General features: G+C 44.9%; 16 protein-coding genes. 9 read left to right on the forward strand and 7 right to left on the reverse strand.

Annotated features, from left to right (window positions below):
- Window positions 1–156 precede the first annotated feature (156 nt).
- The 8 genes from ST37_RS09370 to ST37_RS09405 all read left to right on the forward strand — a co-directional run bounded on the left by ST37_RS09370 (window position 157) and on the right by ST37_RS09405 (window position 11,377).
- A complete protein-coding gene (locus ST37_RS09370) occupies window positions 157–1,143 on the forward strand; it encodes a lipid A deacylase LpxR family protein (RefSeq protein ID WP_084885705.1) in 987 nt (328 codons plus the stop codon).
- Window positions 1,144–1,272: 129 nt separating this feature from the next.
- A complete protein-coding gene (pflA, locus tag ST37_RS09375; RefSeq protein ID WP_084885706.1) occupies window positions 1,273–2,013 on the forward strand; it encodes a pyruvate formate lyase 1-activating protein in 741 nt (246 codons plus the stop codon).
- 10 nt (window positions 2,014–2,023) lie between these two features.
- Complete coding sequence (locus ST37_RS09380) at window positions 2,024–2,674, forward strand: energy-coupling factor ABC transporter permease (RefSeq protein WP_143698173.1); 651 nt, start codon at window positions 2,024–2,026, stop codon at window positions 2,672–2,674.
- A gap of 126 nt (window positions 2,675–2,800) precedes the next feature.
- Window positions 2,801–3,301, forward strand: coding sequence for a YfbU family protein (locus ST37_RS09385; RefSeq protein WP_084885709.1), 501 nt, complete (start codon window positions 2,801–2,803; stop codon window positions 3,299–3,301).
- Between the two features lie 196 nt (window positions 3,302–3,497).
- The gene (locus ST37_RS09390) at window positions 3,498–5,432 is read left to right on the forward strand and encodes a PrkA family serine protein kinase (RefSeq protein WP_084885711.1); all 1,935 of its coding nucleotides are present in this window, start codon (window positions 3,498–3,500) and stop codon (window positions 5,430–5,432) included.
- 93 nt (window positions 5,433–5,525) lie between these two features.
- Window positions 5,526–6,797: a YeaH/YhbH family protein gene (locus tag ST37_RS09395; RefSeq protein WP_084885713.1), complete on the forward strand. Its 1,272-nt coding sequence runs from the start codon at window positions 5,526–5,528 to the stop codon at window positions 6,795–6,797.
- Between the two features lie 8 nt (window positions 6,798–6,805).
- On the forward strand, window positions 6,806–8,326 hold the full coding sequence (locus tag ST37_RS09400) for a SpoVR family protein (RefSeq protein ID WP_084885714.1): 1,521 nt from the start codon (window positions 6,806–6,808) through the stop codon (window positions 8,324–8,326).
- 753 nt (window positions 8,327–9,079) lie between these two features.
- Complete coding sequence (locus tag ST37_RS09405) at window positions 9,080–11,377, forward strand: GGDEF and EAL domain-containing protein (RefSeq protein WP_084885716.1); 2,298 nt, start codon at window positions 9,080–9,082, stop codon at window positions 11,375–11,377.
- A 72-nt stretch (window positions 11,378–11,449) separates the two neighbouring features.
- On the opposite strand, the gene ST37_RS09410 is transcribed toward ST37_RS09405, so the two are convergent.
- The 7 genes from ST37_RS09410 to ST37_RS09440 all read right to left on the reverse strand — a co-directional run bounded on the left by ST37_RS09410 (window position 11,450) and on the right by ST37_RS09440 (window position 22,090).
- Window positions 11,450–14,509, reverse strand: a complete 3,060-nt coding sequence (locus ST37_RS09410) for an efflux RND transporter permease subunit (protein ID WP_084885718.1) — start codon at window positions 14,507–14,509, stop codon at window positions 11,450–11,452.
- A 6-nt stretch (window positions 14,510–14,515) separates the two neighbouring features.
- Entirely contained in the window at window positions 14,516–15,835 is a 1,320-nt protein-coding gene (locus tag ST37_RS09415) for a biotin/lipoyl-binding protein (RefSeq protein ID WP_172400965.1), read from the reverse strand.
- A gap of 354 nt (window positions 15,836–16,189) precedes the next feature.
- Window positions 16,190–16,942 carry a 3-deoxy-manno-octulosonate cytidylyltransferase gene (gene kdsB, locus ST37_RS09420; protein WP_084885721.1) on the reverse strand — a complete coding sequence of 251 codons (753 nt, stop codon included), beginning with the start codon at window positions 16,940–16,942 and terminating at the stop codon, window positions 16,190–16,192.
- Window positions 16,942–17,121 carry a Trm112 family protein gene (locus tag ST37_RS09425; protein ID WP_084885722.1) on the reverse strand — a complete coding sequence of 60 codons (180 nt, stop codon included), beginning with the start codon at window positions 17,119–17,121 and terminating at the stop codon, window positions 16,942–16,944. The genes kdsB and ST37_RS09425 overlap by 1 nt, the downstream gene beginning before the upstream one ends.
- On the reverse strand, window positions 17,111–18,109 hold the full coding sequence (gene lpxK / locus ST37_RS09430) for a tetraacyldisaccharide 4'-kinase (protein WP_084886629.1): 999 nt from the start codon (window positions 18,107–18,109) through the stop codon (window positions 17,111–17,113). The genes ST37_RS09425 and lpxK overlap by 11 nt, the downstream gene beginning before the upstream one ends.
- A gap of 2 nt (window positions 18,110–18,111) precedes the next feature.
- Entirely contained in the window at window positions 18,112–19,863 is a 1,752-nt protein-coding gene (msbA, locus tag ST37_RS09435; protein WP_084885724.1) for a lipid A ABC transporter ATP-binding protein/permease MsbA, read from the reverse strand.
- A 43-nt stretch (window positions 19,864–19,906) separates the two neighbouring features.
- Entirely contained in the window at window positions 19,907–22,090 is a 2,184-nt protein-coding gene (locus ST37_RS09440) for a DNA internalization-related competence protein ComEC/Rec2 (protein ID WP_172400966.1), read from the reverse strand.
- Window positions 22,091–22,233: 143 nt separating this feature from the next.
- Here ST37_RS09440 and ST37_RS09445 point away from each other — a divergent pair, with 143 nt between their 5' ends.
- On the forward strand, window positions 22,234–22,773 hold the full coding sequence (locus ST37_RS09445) for a DUF2062 domain-containing protein (RefSeq protein WP_084885727.1): 540 nt from the start codon (window positions 22,234–22,236) through the stop codon (window positions 22,771–22,773).
- Window positions 22,774–22,803: the final 30 nt, after the last annotated feature.

Genomic DNA, 22,803 nt, shown 5'->3' on the forward strand with positions numbered 1-22,803 from the left:
AGTCTATCCCACTGAATTCCTGTTAACTTATGAACTACCTTAGTATTAAAAATGCGACATTAGTTTAGTTATAGGTGTCAGTTTGGCATAAATAGTGCAGCGTTCTGTTAAATGAGCTCGCTCAGTCAAATTAATGCCACAGGGAACGTGAGAACTATGCTATCAACACTTCGATTAACTGCGCTTGCCGTATTGCCATTAATCGCGTCTTCTGCCATAGCAGAGTCGAACAGTGCCTTCTATTTTGGTCTAGATAACGATGGTGTATTCGGTGTCGACCAAGACTATACCAATGGTATTTTCTTCAGTTATTCATCCGACATCGATCTCGACAAAGACTCTATTTTTTACCATCTGCCTACCGAACCGTTTAAGCAAGGTTTGGATAACGAACTGAAATGGAGCATCCAAATGGGTCAAAAAATGTGGACCCCTTCAGATTTAGCGGCCAGTGAACCTCAACCGGGCGAGCGTCCATACGCCGGTCTGCTGTTTGCTGAAGCATCGCTCTACGCGCTCGACGATGATCAAGTCAGTTACTTTGGGTTAATGCTAGGGACAACTGGCGGTAATGCACTCACCGAACATAGTCAAAAGTTTGTCCATAGCTTGACTGGCTCTCCTGACCCTCAAGGCTGGGACTACCAAATCTACAACCAAATGGTATTGAATCTAAACCATAAAAATGACCAAAGGCATTTTTATCAACCTCAAGAGTCTGGCTGGGGCAGCGAATTCAGTACTAACTACCGTGCAATGCTGGGTAATTTCAGAACCGAAGTCGCCGTTGGTGGGTTGTATCGATGGGGATATCAGTTACACGATAGTTTCGGCAGCACCAATATCAGCAACGAAGCCTCGCTAAACCCAACTATGATCCGTCGCGCAAAGACCGGCGGTTACTTTTTTGGGGGTATCGAAGGCCGTTATCGCTTTAACGACATCACCATCGATGGTGATCGCCCAGATGAGGTGCCAAAAACTACGGTAGAAAACCTACAAGCTACCGCCGTTCTGGGCGCTGTTGGATATTACCATGGATGGGGAATTAGCTTTTCGATTGCTGCAAAATCCAACGACTTTGTAGAAGACAATTCTAATTTCTTAGCGAACGGTTCTTTAGCGCTGTTCTGGCTGTTCTAATTCTCGACGATTATCGCGCTACTGGTGGTTTTATCTAAAAGAAGCACCAGTAACGACGCCATTCGATTGCCCCCACCTATTCTCTTACGATAAACTACGCCCATCTTTTATTGTTCAAGAGACTTCCCTATGTCAACCACCGGACGTATACACTCTTTCGAATCTTGTGGCACAGTCGATGGCCCCGGTATTCGCTTTATCGTTTTTTTGCAAGGGTGCTTGATGCGCTGCATGTATTGCCACAATCGAGATACATGGGATCCTCAAGGCGGCAAGGAAGTGACTGTGGAAGAAATCATTAAAGAGGCAAAATCTTACCGCCACTTTATGAACGCCTCTGGTGGCGGCATCACTTGTTCTGGTGGCGAAGCCATGATGCAACCAGAATTCGTTCGTGACTTTTTTCGTGCAGCGCAAGCCGAAGGTATTCACACCTGCCTCGACACTAATGGCTTCATCCGCAAGCACACTGAGGTTATTGACGAAGTTCTTGAAGCAACTGACCTTGTAATGTTGGACCTAAAACATATGAAAGATGAAATACATCATGATTTTATTGGTGTATCCAACAAACGTACTTTGGATTTTGCACGTTACCTACAAAAGATTGGTCAAAAAACGTGGATCCGTTACGTAATTGTTCCAGGCTATACAGATGATGATGAGTCAGTGGAAATGCTCGGTGAATTCATTAAAGATATGGACAACATCGAAAAAGTAGAGCTATTACCGTATCACAAATTAGGTGCGCACAAATGGGAAGCACTCGGATACGACTACCCTCTCGAGGGTGTAGAGCCGCCTAGCAAAGAGACGATGGATAATATTGTGTCTATTTTGTCTAAATACAACGACAACGTGAAGTACTAACTTATCTTCTATGAATGGATTCGCGCTACTGAGTTATGGACTGGCTGCAGTGCTACTCGTAATCGCACTGCGCGATGCGCGAATCCACTTAGTACCTCAACTGCTCAATAATAAACCCTATCAACACTTCTTCTTCGCCACAATATTCGGCCTATTTTTGCTTTGGAGTGCCCAAGCAAGTATTAAAGACGGATTGTCACTGCACTTATTGATGGTCACCACATTCACTCATTTATTTGGCTGGACTATCGCATTAGTCATCGGTGTGGTTATCACCCTTTTGCTGCTAGTCACTCAACAGCTGAGTATCGACAGTTTACCTGCGTTTTTGCTGTTCACTGTGATCCTTTCTATCGGTCTAAGCCATTTGTTGTCAGCGGTGGTGCATAGACTGCTACCCAAACATCTCTTTGTTTATCTATTTGTTGGCGTTTTTACGACAGCAGCGGTTGTCGGTACCATCCATTTAACTTTACACGCGCTGTACCAGTTATTCATTGGACACTATGATTGGCAAACCATCGTCAATAATTACTACGTATTTGCCTTTTTACTCGCTTTTCCTGAAGCGTTACTAAATGGGTTATGCATGACATTGATGGTGGTCTTTAAGCCTGAATGGGTTCGTCATTACAGTGATCGAGATTACCTCAGCAATTAAACAGTGATCCGCCAAATTAACAATGATGATTTTCTAGTCATGCAATATAAAAATTAACCGACTTTGCCTGTATTCTAGTGTAAAACTTGTTAGTCTATCTTCAACACGAATTTGCGGAGTCCTATAATGGAAATGACCAATGCACAACGACTGATTTTATCTAATCAGTACTACCTAATGTCTAAGCTTACGCCAGAGAATCAAGCTAAATACGAGCGTTTACAAACGATTGTTGAACGTGGTTACGGCTTACAAATGCGCGAGCTAGACAAAGAGTTTGGCAAAATTAGCGAACAAGAGTGTCGCGAGGTCATCGACATTATGGAAATGTATCACGCGATGCAAGAGTCATTTAAAATGCTTAATGTGAATGACCAAGCACAGGTCGATCAACGTCGATTGCAATTCTTGGGCTTTGATATCGCGAGTGAAGCACAGCTAGTAAATTATGTGCGCTTTTTGACAGAGTCAGAAGGTCTTTACCCGCACTTTGAAAAAGCAGACCACCACTTTAACAGCCAAATAGCGATGCTGGACAAGTATCGTCGTATGCTCACAACGTGGCGCAATTGCCCTCGTCAATATCACTTATCTCCTACTGAAATTTCACAAATTTTCAGTGCGTAGTGCTATAGCATAACCAATTTACCCTCGAAATGGCTCAATATATTGGGCCATTTTTGTATTCTCTTCTAAGTAGAAACATCTCGTAAACAAATAAAATGCCAACAATTTTAGGCAAATCAGCTCAATCATGACTAGGATTAAAATAAAGCACACTGTGTGATGTTGAGTTTGATGATGTTTAATTGAGGGGGCGCACATGTCAATTTTCGACCATTATCAGGCACGCTATGAAGCTGCCAAGGAAGAAGAGCTTTCTATCCAAGAGTTCCTCGATATTTGTAAAGACGACAAAGCCGCATACGCTAATGCTGCCGAGCGACTACTTCTGGCCATTGGTGAACCAGAAGTCATTGATACCTCAAAAGATCCGCGTTTGAGTCGTATTTTCTCCAATCGAATCATTTCTCAATATAAACCTTTTGCTGAGTTTTATGGCATGGAAGAAGCGATCGAACAAATCGTTTCCTACCTTAAACACGCAGCCCAAGGCTTAGAAGAGCGCAAACAAATTCTTTATTTACTCGGGCCTGTGGGCGGCGGTAAATCATCTTTGGCCGAAAAACTAAAAGCATTAATGCAGCTTCAACCCATTTATGTGCTTAGTGCTGACGGTGTACGAAGCCCAGTCAATGATCACCCATTTTGTCTATTCGACGTCAATGAAGACGGTGAACTTTTACGCTCTGAATACGGTATAGAACGGCGTTACTTACGCTCGATTATGTCCCCTTGGGCAGCAAAAAGATTGCAAGATTTTGGTGGTGACATTACCCGCTTTAAAGTGGTTAAGATCCGTCCGTCGATTCTCCATCAGCTTGGCGTTGCCAAAACAGAGCCTGGCGATGAGAACAACCAAGATATTTCATCACTGGTGGGTAAAGTCGATATTCGTAAATTGGAACACTACGCACAAGATGATCCCGATGCGTATAGCTACTCTGGCGCACTATGCCGAGCCAACCAAGGCTTGATGGAATTTGTCGAAATGTTTAAAGCACCCATCAAAGTGCTTCATCCACTTTTGACCGCCACTCAGGAAGGCAACTATAACGGTACTGAAGGTCTATCCGCCCTCCCATTTGATGGCATGATTCTAGCGCACAGTAACGAGTCCGAATGGCAGACATTCCGAAACAACAAAAACAACGAGGCATTTTTAGACCGGGTCTACATCGTCAAAGTGCCTTACTGTTTGCGTGTGTCTGAGGAGGTGAAAATCTACGAGAAACTGCTCATTAGTAGTGAGCTGATTTCAGCACCTTGCGCACCTAGCACGTTAGAAATGCTGGCACAGTTTAGTGTTCTGTCTCGACTCAAAGATCCAGAAAACTCATCACTGTTTTCAAAGATGCGTGTGTACGATGGAGAGACCCTCAAGGACACTGATCCAAAAGCAAAAAGCTATCAGGAGTATAAAGATTTTGCTGGCGTAGACGAAGGGATGGACGGTCTGTCCACGCGATTTGCGTTTAAGATCCTCTCAAGAGTATTCAATTTTGATCATACTGAAGTCGCGGCTAACCCAGTACACCTGTTTTATGTCTTAGAGCAACAGATCGAACGTGAACAGTTCCCGCAGGAAGTACACGACCGATATCTCGAGTTTCTTAAAGGCTTCCTAGTCCCTCGTTACGTCGAGTTTATTGGTAAAGAAATCCAAACTGCCTACCTAGAGTCATACTCGGAATACGGGCAAAACATTTTCGATCGCTATGTCACTTACGCTGATTTCTGGATTCAAGATCAAGAGTACCGTGACCCTGAGACCGGACAGCTATTTGATAGAGCGTCGCTCAATGATGAACTGGAGAAAATAGAAAAAACCGCCGGCATCAGTAACCCTAAAGATTTCCGTAATGAAATCGTTAACTTCGTGCTTCGCGCGCGCGCCAATAACAATGGCAACAACCCAGTTTGGACCAGTTATGAAAAATTGCGCACGGTCATAGAGAAGAAAATGTTCTCTAACACGGAAGAGTTGCTACCTGTTATCTCATTTAATGCCAAGACCTCGAGTGATGATCAGAAAAAGCACGACGATTTTGTGGCTCGCATGATGGAAAAAGGGTACACCGAGAAACAAGTTAGACTGCTGTCGGAGTGGTATTTACGCGTTCGCAAATCTTCTTAAGTAAAAACTGCGTAAAACGACTAGGGCTAGAAGCAACAAACAGAGCTGTATTTCATACACAATCAATGTAATACGGCTCTGCAGGAGTGATGTATGGCACAATTTATAGACAGGCGTTTAAACAGTAAGAATAAAAGTACTGTGAATCGCCAGCGATTTTTGCGCCGCCACAAAGAGCGCATAAAAGACTCAGTGTCTGATGCAGTTAATCGCCGCTCAATCACCGACACGCAAAGTGGTGAGGATGTATCGATTCCTTCTCGTGATCTAACCGAACCTACCTTTCACCAAGGTAAAGGTGGCCTTAAGGAGCGCGTTCATCCCGGTAATGACCAATTCGTGACCGGAGACCAAATTGAACGTCCAAAAGGTGGTGGTGGACAAGGAGGAGCGGGACAAGGTGACGCGAGTCCTGATGGCGAAGGAGAAGACGAATTCGTATTCCAGATTTCGAAAGACGAATACTTAGACATGTTGTTTGAGGATCTGGCCCTTCCAAACTTGGAAAAAACCCAAGTAGCAAAAGTAACCGAATGGGAAACACATCGTTCGGGGTATCAGACTGCTGGGGTCCCTGCTAACATTTCAATCGTCCGTTCGCTTCAACAGTCATTAGCAAGGCGTACAGCAATGACGGCAGGCAAAAAACGCCTACTGAACGAACTCGAACAAGAACTTGACCGTATTCACCGTCAAGAACCCGCAATTCCACTAGAAGAAAAACGCATAAAAGAGGAAATAGCGGCACTTCGCAAGAAGATTGAAGCCGTGCCCTTTATTGATACCTTCGACCTGCGCTTTAAGAATTACGAAAAGCGGCCTGTCCCTTCAAGCCAAGCGGTGATGTTCTGTCTTATGGACGTGTCAGGGTCGATGGACCAAGCGACCAAAGACATCGCCAAACGATTTTATGTGCTGCTCTATCTGTTTTTAAACCGTACCTATGAAAATGTCGATGTAGTGTTTATTCGTCACCATACTCAAGCTAAAGAAGTTGATGAACACGAGTTTTTCTACTCACAAGAAACCGGGGGCACCATTGTATCCAGCGCGCTAAAAATGATGGACGAAATCATTGAAAAGCGCTATCCAACCGCACAGTGGAATATCTATGCCGCACAAGCCTCTGACGGCGATAACTGGGCCGATGACTCCCCTCGCTGTAAAGAGTTGTTGGAACAAAAGCTCCTGCCAAGGTGCCAGTACTATTCCTATATTGAGATCACCAGAAGAAGCCATCAAACGTTGTGGCACGAGTACGACAAATTGGGCAGTGAGTTTAATAACTTTGCCATGAAAAACATCCGCTCTGTAGAAGACATCTTCCCAGTATTTAGGGAACTGTTTAAAAAAGAAGTGAGCTAGGAGGCGCAATGACAGTGACAACCAAACCGCTTTGCGACGGTCCAGACTGGACGTTTGACATGTTGGAAGAATACCACCAACAAATTAAACGTGTTGCCAAGCATTATAAGTTAGACACTTATCCCAATCAGATTGAGGTGATCACCTCAGAGCAAATGATGGATGCCTACTCCAGCGTGGGAATGCCGATTAATTATCATCACTGGTCGTTTGGTAAGCGCTTTATCCAAACCGAGCAGAACTACAAACACGGCCAAATGGGGTTGGCCTACGAGATAGTGATTAACTCGAGTCCCTGTATTGCCTATTTGATGGAGGAGAATACTGTCACTATGCAAGCCTTAGTGATGGCTCACGCCTGTTATGGTCACAACTCGTTCTTTAAAGGCAATTACTTATTCCAAACTTGGACTGATGCGTCATCTATCATTGATTATCTATTGTTTGCACGTAATTACATTGTGCAGTGCGAAGAAAAGCATGGTGTCGAAGAGGTGGAAGCGCTATTAGATTCATGCCATGCACTGATGAACTACGGCGTCGATCGCTACAAACGACCAGAAAAAATTTCCATTGCAGAAGAGACACAACGCCAGCAAGAGCGAGAGCGCTACCTGCAGTCTCAAGTCAATGAACTGTGGCGAACCGTGCCTCAAAGTAGGCAAAAAGAACACGTTGAGAAAGTTCGCTTTCCTACTGAGCCACAAGAAAACATACTCTATTTTATCGAAAAAAACGCGCCTTTATTAGAATCATGGCAACGTGAAATTGTGAGAATTGTTCGTAAAGTCAGTCAGTATTTTTACCCTCAAAAACAAACTCAAGTCATGAATGAGGGCTGGGCGACATTTTGGCACTACACGATCCTCAATCACCTATACGACGAAGGGCTGGTCACCGATAAATTCATGCTCGAGTTTTTGCACAGCCACACCAGTGTGGTCGCGCAGCCGCCCTACAACAGCCGCTATTTTAGTGGAATAAACCCATATGCATTAGGGTTTGCGATGTTTCAAGATATCCGTCGCATATGCGAAAACCCCACCGATGAAGACAAAGAATGGTTCCCTGAATTAGCAGGTAGTGATTGGCTGGAAGCGGCTCATTTTGCAATGCATAACTTTAAAGATGAGAGCTTTATTGCGCAATATTTATCGCCAAAGCTGATTCGTGAGTTCAAACTATTTTCCATTTTGGACGACGATCGAAAAAATCATATTCAAGTGAGTGCCATACACGACGATATGGGTTATCAATTGATTAGAGAGAAACTCGCGGCGCAATATAATCTCAGCAATTTAGAGCCAAATATCCAAGTATGGAACGTCGATGTTCGTGGCGATCGGTCACTGACTCTACAACATGTACCGCACAACAGGATCCCGCTGGATGAAAGCTCTGAAGAAGTCCTCAAGCACTTACATCGTTTGTGGGGCTTTGATGTCATTCTCGAAGAGGTAAAGGAAACGGGTAGAAGAGAGATTATCGGTACCTGCCCAAAACGAACAGATACCATGTCTGGCATTTAATCGATCACCCTTCTCGCTGTCGCGAGAAGGGACAAGAACTAAGAAAGTACGGCGGAGACAATGCTTAAGCCCCACATGGTGGTCAACCGCTACGTTCCCTTTATGCACTAAGAACAAGGTTCTCAACGTTGCATGTGCACACTTTTTTGCCAATAGTTGTATGCCGCGCTTATGTTGTTTCTTTTGATGGATACTACTTGTATAACGTTCTTAGACATACACTACTTGAGTATAGCAATGTCGCCACACTGAGTCCGGCAGAACCATGCGAACTCACCGCCTATTCCAATTTTCCTGCAATCTGTAAATCGAGCATTAGTACCTTGGGTAAACCATTCCCTTCACCTTGTGGTAAAGCGCTTAGACTATCTGTGTCAATCGTTAATTTAGAGTCCTAGTAGCAGCTGGCGTTTACAATCATATTTAGTAATTAGTTATTCGATGCGGTATCTGATTAACTAGAAAACAACAATCATGACTGTCACTCGGTAATGAATTGTGCTCGGAGATCAGGTGTGAGGAATAGCGAGTCGAACTGTTTTGACAGGAGATATAACCACAGCAAAAATAAGTCTTTTTGCGTATAAACACGCTGTTGGCCGTGTGATAGTTATTCACATCGACTTGCAACGTCGGCCAGATCACACTTTTGTAAATTAGAGCTACCTAATAATGGGGGTTTTTCGAATCTTTGTAACAAACCATATTTTGTTTGTCGTATAGTTTTAAGAGTACGGTGTATTAAGGAATAATATGGCGTTTGTTAGGAATAACATTTGGGCCACCTTTTATTTAATCGCAGCATTTTGGCTAGTGATTGGACTATCGCTGCTCAATAATACTTACAAAAGCCTTTATGACGAGCTAATACTAGAACAAACCAGTCTATCAAAGCTCACAGCAACGACCTTGCAAGGTAAATTGCAACAGTATAAAACCATATTACAAGTCCTCTCTACAGAACTCGCAGTATTCGATGAAGTTCCTCCAAAGCTGCAAGTCGATCGCATCCTTAAAAACGCCATTGAAACTGACGACTATTTGCTCGATTTCGTTGTTCTGACACCCGATGGAAAGGTCTATGCCAGCAATACTGCCAATGACTCCCTAGACAGTATTAATTTATTAACCAATCCTTACACGCAAGACTCGTTTGAGCGAACCATCAATAGTCAAAACATGGTGATAGGACGGACCTATTACAGAGAACACCTAGACCAACTCATTCTCCCAATTAGAATGGCGGTTAGGAATAAAAAAGGCGACGTCATTTTTGTTGTTTCGTCGGTGCTCAATTTTGAAAAGTTTTTTGAGTTTGTGATCGAACAAGAAAAGGAATGGCAACTCTTCGACAGTTACATATTTCGAGACACTGACCGATATTTTCAGCTAGCTCCTATAAGCCTTAGAGATAATGGACAAATCTACAGTTTTCAAGTCCCTCAGCAAGAGATAGATAGTTCAATCGCTCAGTTTGAAACAAACCATGAGGTCAGTTACCTAAGGGTTAAAAACTCTGGAGAAGTGCTGATCAATCATTTAAATCAAGATAAAAATCAAAGCATTAGCACCAGTGTGTTTTTAAATGAATACGATTTATGGTTTTCAACAGAAATTAAGCTCGATCATATACATTTGCAAACAATTGAAAAAACATACCAACCGCTACTCATGTTGGTTATCGCACTATTCATTATTTATTGGCTATTTAGAAGCATTGAAAAAAACGAAAGTTCAAAACGATCTGCATTAAGAAAACAGGCCGAAATAGATTACCTAACTCAACTTCACAACCGATTCTATCTACAGAGAAGACTCAAATCGATGCCTAAATCGACGCATTTCGCGATGCTGCTTATTGATGTAGATAAGTTTAAAATTATCAATGACAACTATGGTCACGTGACCGGTGATAAAGTACTCAAAGAGTATTCTATTAGATTGATCTCGATATTTAATAACGACGAGATTATCGTCCGTTACAGCAGTGACGAATTTATTGTGATCAGCTTTGAAACTGACTTAGCAAAACTAAAGGCTTTGGTGAAAAGTGCACAGCAAAGGCTCAGCACTAAGCTCTCCATTCAGCACTACCAATTCAAACTATCCACTAGTATTGGTGTTGCCTTCTACCCCGGGTCTGGTACTACCTTAGATCAAGTGCGCAACTATGCAGAAATGGCGTTATTTCAATCTAAAAAACAGCGCAGCAAAATCACCTACTTTGACACAGGTATTAAGCACACCTACGTACGTGCCTCTAAAATAGAATACGAGCTAAGAAGTGCATTGGAAAAAAATGAGTTTTATTTAGTGTATCAGCCACAACTCAACGCAGACGGGACTCTATTTGGCGTTGAAGCGTTAGTGCGATGGAGCAACCCTAAGCTAGGCAATATTTCTCCTAATGTATTCATTGCTATTGCCGAAGCCACAGGAGAAATTACCGAAATTGGTCAACTGGTGTTTCACGAAGCCATTACCCGCATTGTCGATCTTAATAGACAGCTCCACCTCAAAGTGAGGTTGGCAATCAATGTCTCTGTGAAGCAGCTTCAGCAACCTGCCTTTTACAGTGAACTGTTGTCCACCATTGAGCAGTTTCCAGACTTTAGCTATGACCAATTAACCATTGAAGTTACGGAAAATGTCTTTATTGAAGACGTGTCCGAAATCACTACCATGCTCAACAAGCTCAGTTCCACTGGCATTAAGATATCACTCGATGACTTTGGTACTGGGTATTCATCGCTCTGTTTGCTGCGTAATTTGCCTATTGATGAGTTAAAAATAGATAAGAGTTTTATCGATGACATTCTGATCAGTCAACGTGCCTATATGATGCTAGAAGGTATTGTATCCATTGCGGATAAGCTTCAATTAATCACCGTTGCCGAAGGCGTCGAAAAGATCGAACAGTACCAAGCGTTGCAAAAGCTTGGTTGTAATATATTTCAAGGGTACTACTTCTCGAAACCACTCACCCACGAAGAGCTAATAGAGTTTATCCAAAATAAAAGCATAGGTGTTCGAACACCTTTGGCGGGTTAACGCTTTTAGATAGACTAAATCAAACCAATAAGGGCCTCCCCAGAGGCCCTTATAATCTAGTTTAACCAATGATTACGCGACGGCTTTGATGTCCGTTGGCTTAATTTGTTGTTCGCTTGAGTCAATTTTTGGTTTACGTCTCACCAGTGTCATAAGACTCGGCGTGATCACCAGCACGACTACCGTGCCATACGCCAAACCAAATACCAGCGAAATTGCCATGGTCTTAATTATTTGTGCTTCGACCGACGATTCGAACAGCAATGGTATTAGCCCAACCATGGTCGTGATGGTTGTCAGCAAAACGGCTCTAAATCGCTGGCAAGCAGCTTCGATTACCGCTTCACGAACGTCCGACATTTCGTCCAGCAACTGCCTAAATCTATCAATAAGTATGATGGAGTCATTGACGACAATACCGGCCAACCCAAACAAACCAAGTGCCGACATAATTGTAAGATCGTATCCCATAATATAGTGACCAAGCACGGCCCCGGTTATTGCGAAAGGTATGGCAACTACGACAGCAACTGGCCAAATCCAGCTTTGGAACACCCACGCCAACGTTAAGTAGATCAACAACAAGGCAACAGGCGTTGCAAACCACAATGCATCCGTGAACTCTTCCAGCTCTTGATTAGATTCACTGCGCTTGGTGATCAAACCATACTTTGCCGCAATAGGCTCAATAATGCTCGCTTGGACTTCCCGTTGGATTTGGTTAATGTCTAAGGTTTCATCCACCAATTGCGCCGCCAAGTTTAGACTGATAATGCCGTTTTCTAACTTGATGTTCTCTGGTGTTACTTTATAGGTTTTCTCCGCCAATTGGCCCAAACTATGGTAAACACCATCAGGTGATAACACAGGGAGCCGCTCTATGAAGTCTAGTCGGCGACTGTCATCGTCATCGACACCGATAAAAAACTCACTCATCGAATCGGCGCGAGACACTTTGACGATCGATTGGTCACTTAACCAACTGCTCACCTGCGAACGCAGGTAATTGTCATCCATGCCCATCTCTTTAGCCAATACATTGGCTTCAAGCGTCACGCGATAAATCTGGCGCGGGATGTTGTCACTTAACCCATCAAGATAGTCGAGCTTAGACATTTCGTTGCGCATGTCGCTTAAGCCGTTAACCAGATCGTCAACGTTATCACCTTGAATGCGAAAACCTACCTGCTTGGCATTAATTCCGCCCCGACCTTCACTGTCTGCATCTGCACTGGTCACCACCGTGTCGACATCGCTATTAGCAGGTAAGGCGTCTACCCAAACCTTAGCCAACTGCTGGTTAGATAGGCTGCGCATATTTCGGTCATGCAGCAATGCATAGACCTTAATTCGGTTTCCTCTTACTGAGCGCTCGGAAAGGTGGTCCATGAGCAACGGACCTTGCTCGGCATCGATCTTTTCTAGAGTCTCGATTGCCTGATTTGCAGCAATCAAAATTGACTCTTCACTGGTATCGGGATAAAAGGTCATCGTCAACTCTAGCTCGTTGCCTTCAATCTCCAGCTCAGCGTTGATTTTTACATGATTACCCATGACCAAACTGCCGGTGATCACAAGCAAACCCAGCGCTGCGCTAATGGTAATTTTACGATGCGTTACCACCCAAGTTATGAACCTGCGAAACAGCTTCTCACGAACCCAAATGAAACCGTTGTCGATTTTGGTACGGAATTTTGACGGCGTTTTGCCCGCGTTTTTCGACAACGAATGATTTAAGTGATTTGGCAAAATGAAAAAGCACTCAAACAGAGAGGCCGCTAACACACAAATCATTACTAGAGGGATTGGACGAACTATTTCACCAAACGCACCGGGTAAGAACAGTAGCGGTGCAAAGGCGGCGATGGTCGTTAATGAGGCGGCAGTAATCGGTGCGACCATTCGCGATGCAGCTTGGCTTGCTGCTTCTTCCGGCTCCATCCCCTTATCGACATTGGTCAACGTCTGCTCACTGACGACTATGGCGTCATCCACCACAATGCCCAGCGCAATCAATAGTGCGAAGATACTAAACATAGTGAGGTTGCCATCGAAATAGAAGATCAACGCAAAGGCACCAATGAGTGCAACTGGGATCCCCGCGGCAGTCCAAAAGGCAACGCGACCATTAAGCAGCACAAGCAATGACACTAAAACTAAGACTAGGCCTAAGTAGGCATTTTCTAGTAAAAGGTCTACATGGCCTTCGAATAGATCGACAGCAAACAGGTAAGGGTGAACCTGAATACTCTGTGGCATATTTTCGGTGAATTCTTGCTGCCATTGTGTGATCAATTCCCCGGCTTGGAGGGTACCTAACTCAGATGTTCGACGAATATCTAAGACAATTGCCGGCTGCTCTCCATAGAAAAAGCTGCCACGACCACTGGCCAAATCTTCAATCGGTTGTAGCTTATAAATAGGTGTATTCACAAACAACAACTGGTTAATTTGGGCGGTGCGGTCTGCACTGACCCCAATTTCTAAACTCTGCGTCGAGGTCGAACCAATACCCGTTCGAGAGGTTTTCTGTTGTAGGTCAGCGGATAACGCTTGAGGTGTGGTATAGAGTGACAGCCACGTATCCAACGTAGGCTTCCACAAAATATCGGTGTCGGGAAAACCTTGTACCGTTATGTCGGTAAGGCCTAGGTCATTAAGATCATCAACTGCATTGTCGACAATTGTGCGCAAGTTATTGATGTCTCCTGGCATGGTAAGTACCACCATACCCACGGGCTCGTTGTTTTGAGCGACGGTTAGCGTCGGTGTATCGACATCGGTTGGCCAATCATAGTTATCTAATGCATCTTGAAAGTCCTTTTTAACCCCTTGCAAGTTTGCATTAAGTGACGCTACAGCCCCCATCCACATGCCATCGTCATAGGCGGTTGCATAGACGGTTTTTATTCCTTGGATTTGCTTGAGCTCTTTACCTAGCTCCTTTGCAATGTCATTGAGAACGATTTCAGAGGTCGCGCCATCCCACTCAATCGAGAACGACATAAATGGAAACTGAACATCCGGTAGAAGCTTAGTCGGCATCCGAAAAACGGACACCATTCCCATCACTAGCAATGCCACCATAAAAATATTGGCCGCCAGTCGATGCTTAACAAAGTAATTAATCATGCTCAATTACCCTCGCCCAGGACCGTTACCACGGCTCCGTTCCATCTTCACGTTCTCAACTTCAACTTCGTCGGCCGTAGGCTTAACCGTGGTCACTTTAATGCCAGCGTAGAGTGGACGTAATCGACTAGAAAGCAGTTTCGCGTTATCGGGTAGGGTTTCTGATGTGGCAACCCAGTACTCTTCACCGTTGACCTCTGTTGTTCCATGAAGCGTCACCTGACTTTCTACTAGACGATATTGATGCAGTTCATCGCTGTCTGCGATGTCTTGTAAATAATAGACTCGATCGAAGTCATGCAATGCACGATCGGTGATCAGAAAACTGTTTTCGACGGCGGGTGACACCCAGGAAGCATACACATAGTTGCCTAACAATCGCTCCTCTTGTTGAAAGCCAAACCAAACACGTTGGCCTGCCGAGTTTGCCATACGAACTGGGTCGGTATGTAGGCGACTATAGCGCACTCCAGCGTATTGAATTTCTGCGCCATCCTCTAACGCAAGTTCACTCGCAACCAATGTTTTAAACAGCAATTCATTGCGGTCAAATAGCGTGAACAGAGACTGCCCCGCTCCCACTTGCTGCCCTACTTTTAAGTCTAAGTTGGCCACTTCACCATCAAAGTCAGCATGAAAACGGTGTTTCTCAATCATTGATTGCTGAGCTTCAATACTAATATCAAGCTGAGTCAAACTCGCCTGAGTTTGCTGACGTAACGCTTCATGGTTTCGGATGGTAAATTCTGCCTGCGCAACGCTTTGACTGCGAATATTGTATTCGTCTTCTTTCGCCTCTAGCTCGGTCTTTGCTGCTAGATTTTTACTGTCGAGCATTTGCATCCGCTCGAGAGATTTTTTCGCATTCTGAAGCTGCTTTTTACTGATTGAGAGCAGCTCTTTGTCCAGTGCTTGTTGGCGTATCATAATGCTTTGATTTGCAGCCAACTCCATACGCTGCGCCTGCAAACGACGCAATTCACGTTCGGCATCACTGCTGTCCAACGTAAGCAGCAACTGACCTTGTTTTACTTTTTCACCTGGCTTCACATGAATATGCTGCACCTTGGCAGTCACCGTTGTCTGTACATCTAAATACAGCGCTGGCTCAACCAGTCCAATTGTGGGGTGCATTGGTTGCCAGTTGCCTTTTGTTGTGGCACTGGTTATCACAAACTTAGCCGCTGGCTCGCTTTTTTGACCGCGCCCTTTTTTCTGTTCATCTCCGTTCAACAGAAAATAACTAACACCGGCGGTGACTGCGATTACGGCTAATACGCCTAACGTGGTAACGATGGCGTGACGTCGCTTGAGTCGACTTGACATGCTTATATCCTTGTCCTTGGCCATACAACGGTGAACTGAGTACCGTAAAGGCCTTGCATATGTGATTTTATACTAATGTATACGGAATGCTCTGGAAGGAGGTTGAAAAGGAATCAAAAGGATCGTCAAACTTTCCTGCCCAGTATGATTGCAACGCCTTCCTAGAGTTGATAACTACTTGTTTCCATTGCTTATACTATCGGTATGTCATGGCAAGTAAATGAAGCATTAGGCGCATTTACATAGCTTTACATTGATTGCGATCGCCGTCACTTTCCGACGTATGGTTAGCCTTAAACGGAAAAGGCTTCGTAACATTGCTGTGACGAAGCCTTAACAGATAAAACGAAGCCATTATCTACTGGCGAGCAAATGACGAACGTGTTCGAGATCGTCTGCCGTATCCACGCCAGGCGGCGGGGCAATTTCGGCCATTTCTATATGGATGCGTTCTCCATACCACAGCACTCTAAGTTGCTCTAGGCTTTCTATTTTTTCGAGTTGAGAAGGCTCCCAACTTACGTAACGCTCAATAAACCCTGCGCGATATGCGTAGATACCAATATGGCGCATGAGCGGCTGTTGCAATGGCGCAGGCCCTTTTGAAAAGGTATCCCTATCCCACGGGATCGTCGCTCGGCTAAAATAGAGTGCATACCCATTGGCGTCGGCAACGACCTTAACCGCATTAGGGTTAAAGGCCTCTTCTTCAGACTCTATTGCAACGCCCAATGTGGCCATTGGTGCTCGCGCTTGCGCGAGGTTATTGGCAACTTGTGCAATAATTTGCGGAGGAATCAGCGGTTCGTCACCCTGAACATTAACCACAATATGGTCCGCAGGAATGGCTAATTTGTTCACCACTTCAGCTAGGCGCTCGGTTCCGGACTCATGTTTGTCTGAGGTAATACACACCTCACCGCCAAAACCTTCAACAACTTCTGCAATACGCTTGTCATCTGTCGCGACAACCACTCGCTCGGCTCCAGCCTGTAGAGCCTGCTGGTGAACCCATTCCACCATAGGTTTGCCCGCAATGTCTGCCAACGGCTTACCCGGTAGCCTGCTCGACTGATAACGCGCTGGGATTATGACGGTAAAGCTCATTACTTGCCCTCTTCTAAAGACATTAACCTTGCCTCAGGCTCCAACAACACAGGAATACCCTCTTTGATTGGGTACGCTAAACGGTCAAACTTACAGATTAACTCTTGCTTATCTTTATCGTAGGTAAGCTTTCCTTTGCACATTGGGCAAGCGACAATTTCTAATAATCTATGATCCATATCTGTTCAATACCTGTTGTAAATGTTGAGTGAGCGACTGCATCGCTTTAGGGTCTAATTGGGCATCAACGGGTAAGTACCACCAGTTATCATGCGCAAAACCTGCGCATTTCACGGCGTCTTTCTCTGTCATTATAAGCGTTTGACCTTGTGCCACTAAGCTTACCAAATCCTGTTCGTTAATGGGCGAATGATCGCTAAAACCGTGTTCGGACACCAGATCGCAGTCCAATTGACGAAGGGTGTTAAAAAATCGGGGAGGATGCCCAATCCCTGCTATAGCAACGCATTGAGACAATTGGGAAACCGAGGCTCTTTCGCCAGTCACCAAGTTCACGGCTAAATTTGGCGTCAATTGCATGCTGTGCTCAGACGGTTCGCTAGATTCACCATTTGCAATAATAAAGTCGACATCCGCAAGTCGTGCAACCGATTCTCGTAGCGGCCCAAGAGGCAGTAACTGCTCATTACCAAATCGACGCTCACCATCAATGATCACCAGCTCCAGATCACGTTGAAGCGCGTAATGCTGTAAGCCGTCATCGGTGACAACAATATCTACGTTTTGTGGCAGCAACGCTTGTACTGCATTAGACCTGTTAGGATCAACTGCGACTGGCACACCCGTTCTTTGGGCAATAAGTTTTGGTTCATCCCCACATTCTATGGCATCGGTATCGCCATTCACTAACAGCGGATAGGCCTTCGCTTTACCACCATAACCACGCGACACAACGCCGGGTTTACAGCCCATCTCTTTGAGCATTTCAATCAGCAGGACAACCACTGGCGTCTTACCATTACCGCCTACGGATATATTGCCGACAACGACGATAGGGATAGGCGCTCGATAGCTGACTTTTCGGCCCAATAGATAGGCATTTTTCCTGCGTTGCGCTAACCACCCAAACAAGAGACTAGCGGGCTTAAGCAGCGGCCAGAGGACAATGCCCATCCAGTGCTGCTTAAACCAGATCTTCTCTATCAGTGTCATGAGTCACCAAATTGAATTTTGTGCAATTGCGCGTAGGCTGAACCTTTTTCAATCAGTTGCTCGTGAGTGCCGCGCTCAATAATTTCGCCCTCATCCACCACTAATATTTGATCCGCACTTTCTATCGTTGATAAGCGGTGAGCAATGACCAATACCGTTTTGTCTTTTTGCAACTCATCTAATGCCGCTTGTATCGCACGCTCAGATTCAGTATCCAGTGCAGAGGTTGCCTCATCTAGAATTAACACCGGTGCATCGCGCAGCAACGCTCGGGCTATCGCAATACGTTGACGTTGACCACCGGATAAGTTCGCGCCGTTTTCACCGATGATGGTATCAAGCCCATCTTCAAACCCTGAAATAAACTCCATGGCATGTGCGAGCTCAGCCGCATGTTCAATCTGTTCACGGCTGTACACTTCGGTTGCCGCATACGCAATATTGTTGGCGATGGTGTCATTAAATAAATGAACGTTTTGCGAAACCAACGCAAACTGCTGCCTTAGATTGGCCAGTTTGTACTGTTCGATGGCACGGTTATCAAGCAGTATTGAGCCACTGTCCACATCGTAAAAACGGGTAAATAGATTAGCGATGGTACTTTTGCCCGATCCTGAGCGTCCAACCAGTGCCACTGTTTTTCCTATCGGGATATCAAAACTCACTCCATTAAGCGCTGGCTTTTCTTTACCTTTGTAGGTAAATACCACATCTTTGACTTCAACATGCCCTTTCGCGCGATCAACGCTGTAGTCCCCGTCGTCTTTTTCTGCTTCCAGCTCCATCAACCCTAACAAGGTTTGCGTTGCCGCCATACCGCGCTGGAAATCAGAAGTCACACTGGTGAGCGCGCGTAGTGGTCTCATTAGGCCAAACATCGCTGAGAAGATCACCGTAAAGGTACCTGGAGACAGTTCCGCCCTAATTTGGTCCAAACTGGCAAGATAAAGCACGGCCACTAACGCCAATGAAGCAATAAGCTGTACAATTGGGTTTGCTGCGGCTTGGGCTGTAACCATTTTCATGGTTTGCTGACGCATTTTGTTGCTCACGCTATCGAAGCGTTCTTTCTCAACTTCCTGCCCACCATAGCTCAATACGACTTTATGACCCTTAAGCATCTGCTCAGCGGACGAGGTCACAACCCCCATCGCATCTTGCATGTTTTTACTGATCTTTCTAAAGCGAACAGAAACGATGCTAATCGCCCAAGACACAAAAGGAGCCACCAACAATAGCACCAAAGATAGCTGCCAACTGTTGTAAAACATCAGGCCAAGTAGAGCAATAATACTTACCCCTTCACGAACAATACTCACCAAAGCTTTACTGGTTGCAGAGGCAACCTGCTCAGAATCGTATGTGATCCGAGACAGCAACCCACCAGTAGACTCTTTATCAAAAAACGTAACCGGCATACTCATGAAGTGGTTGAAAATACGACGACGCATTAACATCACTACATTACCCGATACCCAACTCAAACAATACGCCGATATAAAACCACTTAGCCCTCTGATGGCCATCATGCCAAAGATGATAAACGGCAATGTTTTAAGAAAATTGGATTCTGCGTCACCAAAGCCCTCATCCAGAAGAGGCTTAAGGAGAGAGATCATGTAAGTATCTGCAAGAGCGTTTACAATTAAAGCGATACTTGCGACGACCAATCCAGCTTTATATAAACGGATAAAACTCCACAGACGCTTGAATGTATGCCAAGTGGTTTCGTTTTGATCTGTACTCATAGGAAGGCTTTATTTAATAGTTAGTTACTTAATATTCTACTCGTTATTGCGACAACTGCCTATAGCAAGAAGCAACACTTTGCACCGACTGGTTGCGCAATAAACCGCGATACCAAGCTTGATGGTCTCGCTGACTGCTTGATTCCCACAACCAATGATCGCCAACTTGAGTGCCGCGCAGTGTGATTGCACCGCAAGTACCCGTATCAAACCAGCGAGTGCCGTGATTTTGATATCGCTGTTTTATCGACGCTTTAGGCAATCCCCATCGGCCGTTGAAGTCAGTGCCCGCAACGCTCCATGTTGGGTTAACCCAGCGCAATAATTTTTCTGTTGAGGAACTTTCACTGCCGTGGTGTGGCACACTTAATATGTCCGACTCTAACTGGATTGATGTACTGCGTTGCATTAACAAATATTCCGCCAGTTTGTCGATATCACCTGTAAGCAAAATTCGGTGTTTGCCCACAGAAATTCGAACGACGCACGAATCTGGGTTATACGCTCTCACTTTTGTCATTGTTGGCCAAACAACGTCAATATCTGTGTTTCCGATGCGCTTATTTATACCTTCAACGCAAGGAGACCTGCCCACCATGACACTGGGTGACAGCACTCGGTCAGGCTTAATCTTTTCGATGATTTGTTCAGCCCCTGCAGAATGGTCAGCATCATCGTGACTCACAATGAGCCAAACAGGTTTATGGCGAGGCTGTGTATGCGCAAAAGGTATGATCACCGAATCAGCATAACTGCCTTTTTGCCAAGCATTACCTGTGTCATAAAGTACTAATATGTCGTCAGTCACAACAGCCACCGCCAAGCCATGGCCAACATCAAATACAGTTACACTCATCAACGTATTGACCTCGGCCGAGCGATTAAGTAAGCAGCATAACCAGACTATTGCCACCGAGGGTGTAGCGAGTCGGTAACTTAACCCATACACCACGGCAGAAATGGGTAAAAGTGGCGACAAAGGTACCCACCACCCCACAGGCACCCACCAAATTACGTGTTGCAGTAAGGCTAAACACCTATCGGTTAGGATCAAAAACCAATTCAAGATGGTAAGCGCAAGGTCAGCGAATAAACCCATTTCAACCAACGTCAGTGGTACTAACAATAGCGACCCGAGCAACAAAGGCATCAATACAGCACTGAGCAATGGCACCGCAAATAAGTTAGTGATAATCCCGGTTATGCTTGCACCACCAAACCCTAGCAGGCTTAACGGCATTAAACCGAGTACAAGGCAAAGCTGTAATCGGAGTAAACTATGGAAATAAGAAGGCTTAACCCAAAATGAGCGGCTAAGTATCATCAACCAAACCGCGCCAAAAGAAAGCCAAATGGTGCTTCCCAACACTTCGCTAGGGCGCCATATCACCACAACATAAAAAAGTAGCTCTAAGGCTCGTAGTAGGGGCAGTTTTAACCTAATCAAACGCCAAAGTACAATGACCAGCAATGCTAAAACAGCGCGCTGTGTGGGTAACGTAAGTCCAGAGACATAACCTAGACAAACCGCAACCACAAAGCCCACCAAATACGGTGTCCAATTTGGAACACGACACAGCGGTACAATACACCACGCAATGTAATACCCTGTGCCAAACGCTAAACCGATATGTAAACCGGATATAGCAAATAGATGGGACAAACCGTGTTTCGTTATACGATCCCAATTATCGCTAGCAATATCACCTCGAACACCGAATAAAAGCGCCTTCATCAGTGCGTGATGGGTAAAATACTCGCTGAGTTGAGTAAATGTAGCAAACAACCTGGAGCGAGGGCTTCCCCACTGCATCAATCGCATTGGCTCACTATCGTTAACCACAAATTTAGCAACGATTTGTTTCTGAAATGCAGTGCGCTCACGGTCAAAGCCTGTCGTATTAAGCACACCTACTATGGGTCTAAATTCCCCAGTTAGAGTCCACACCTCATCCATATCGAACAGGTTTTGGCCAGAAGTAAGCTCCACAGTAAACTGCTGCCACCATGAAAGAGAGTCTCCGCCTATGGCAACCACCGTGACGAGACCTGAGACGCCATGCAGATTCTGCTTAAAATAGCTGTCAATTTCTACGGTTATGGTAATATTCCTATCCGAATTTGATGCTTGATGACTGTGGCGTTTAAAATGAATTGACTGTGTTAATGCGCTGCATATTGCTAAAACAATGGCAGTAATTAATATGCGTTCCCACGGGTCCTTCATGCACAAAAACAACATTATCCAAATGGCTAATAAGGGAAATAGCCAGTAGACGTTAGGGACAGCAGGAGTGAAATAAACTCCTACAATCGATAATGCAAAAAACACTCTACTTAGGTTGCTAGATACAAGAGTCATTTTCCCAAATGCCAAGAAAAACACTGAAACGATTTATGCCAAACCACGAACTCATTAAGCGCCAAAAGGCGCTTAAAGTATTTGGGGACGTGCTATATAACCCTAACCTATGGGTACTGAATCGACGTTCAGCATCGGGGGCGTTCGCTGTCGGGTTGTTCATGTGTTTTGTACCTCTCCCTAGTCAGATGATATTTTCCGCAGCTATGGCGATCATTCTTGGCGTAAATCTACCTCTAGCGGTGGCTTTAGTGTGGATCAGCAACCCCATCACCATGCCGGTTATGTTCTATCTGGCCTATAAAGTAGGGGCTTGGGTGATGCAAACCCCTCATCAAGAGTTTCGGTTCGAACTCTCTTGGCACTTCTTGATTGAACAAACGACAACCATCGGCCCTCCGTTTTTATTGGGTTGCGCGATCTGTGGCCTGCTGTTTGGTGCCATGGGCTATTTTGGTATTCGAGGTGTGTGGCGCTACTCAGTAGTTCGAAGCTGGAAAAAACGCCCTGCATGGCAACGAAAGCACTTTAAAATAAAACGTAAATAGCCGTTGAGACAGACACAAAAAAAGGACCCA

The organism is Vibrio sp. qd031, assembly GCF_002100145.1.
GTDB lineage: Bacteria > Pseudomonadota > Gammaproteobacteria > Enterobacterales > Vibrionaceae > Vibrio.

Coding starts and splice junctions, on each gene's coding strand:
- ST37_RS09370 (WP_084885705.1), top strand. CDS start 157: ATGCTATCAACACTTCGATTAACTGCGCTTGCCGTATTGCCATTAATC.
- pflA (WP_084885706.1), top strand. CDS start 1,273: ATGTCAACCACCGGACGTATACACTCTTTCGAATCTTGTGGCACAGTC.
- ST37_RS09380 (WP_143698173.1), top strand. CDS start 2,024: ATGAATGGATTCGCGCTACTGAGTTATGGACTGGCTGCAGTGCTACTC.
- ST37_RS09385 (WP_084885709.1), top strand. CDS start 2,801: ATGGAAATGACCAATGCACAACGACTGATTTTATCTAATCAGTACTAC.
- ST37_RS09390 (WP_084885711.1), top strand. CDS start 3,498: ATGTCAATTTTCGACCATTATCAGGCACGCTATGAAGCTGCCAAGGAA.
- ST37_RS09395 (WP_084885713.1), top strand. CDS start 5,526: ATGGCACAATTTATAGACAGGCGTTTAAACAGTAAGAATAAAAGTACT.
- ST37_RS09400 (WP_084885714.1), top strand. CDS start 6,806: ATGACAGTGACAACCAAACCGCTTTGCGACGGTCCAGACTGGACGTTT.
- ST37_RS09405 (WP_084885716.1), top strand. CDS start 9,080: ATGGCGTTTGTTAGGAATAACATTTGGGCCACCTTTTATTTAATCGCA.
- ST37_RS09410 (WP_084885718.1), bottom strand. CDS start 14,509: ATGATTAATTACTTTGTTAAGCATCGACTGGCGGCCAATATTTTTATG.
- ST37_RS09415 (WP_172400965.1), bottom strand. CDS start 15,835: ATGTCAAGTCGACTCAAGCGACGTCACGCCATCGTTACCACGTTAGGC.
- kdsB (WP_084885721.1), bottom strand. CDS start 16,942: ATGAGCTTTACCGTCATAATCCCAGCGCGTTATCAGTCGAGCAGGCTA.
- ST37_RS09425 (WP_084885722.1), bottom strand. CDS start 17,121: ATGGATCATAGATTATTAGAAATTGTCGCTTGCCCAATGTGCAAAGGA.
- msbA (WP_084885724.1), bottom strand. CDS start 19,863: ATGAGTACAGATCAAAACGAAACCACTTGGCATACATTCAAGCGTCTG.
- ST37_RS09440 (WP_172400966.1), bottom strand. CDS start 22,090: ATGAAGGACCCGTGGGAACGCATATTAATTACTGCCATTGTTTTAGCA.
- ST37_RS09445 (WP_084885727.1), top strand. CDS start 22,234: ATGCCAAGAAAAACACTGAAACGATTTATGCCAAACCACGAACTCATT.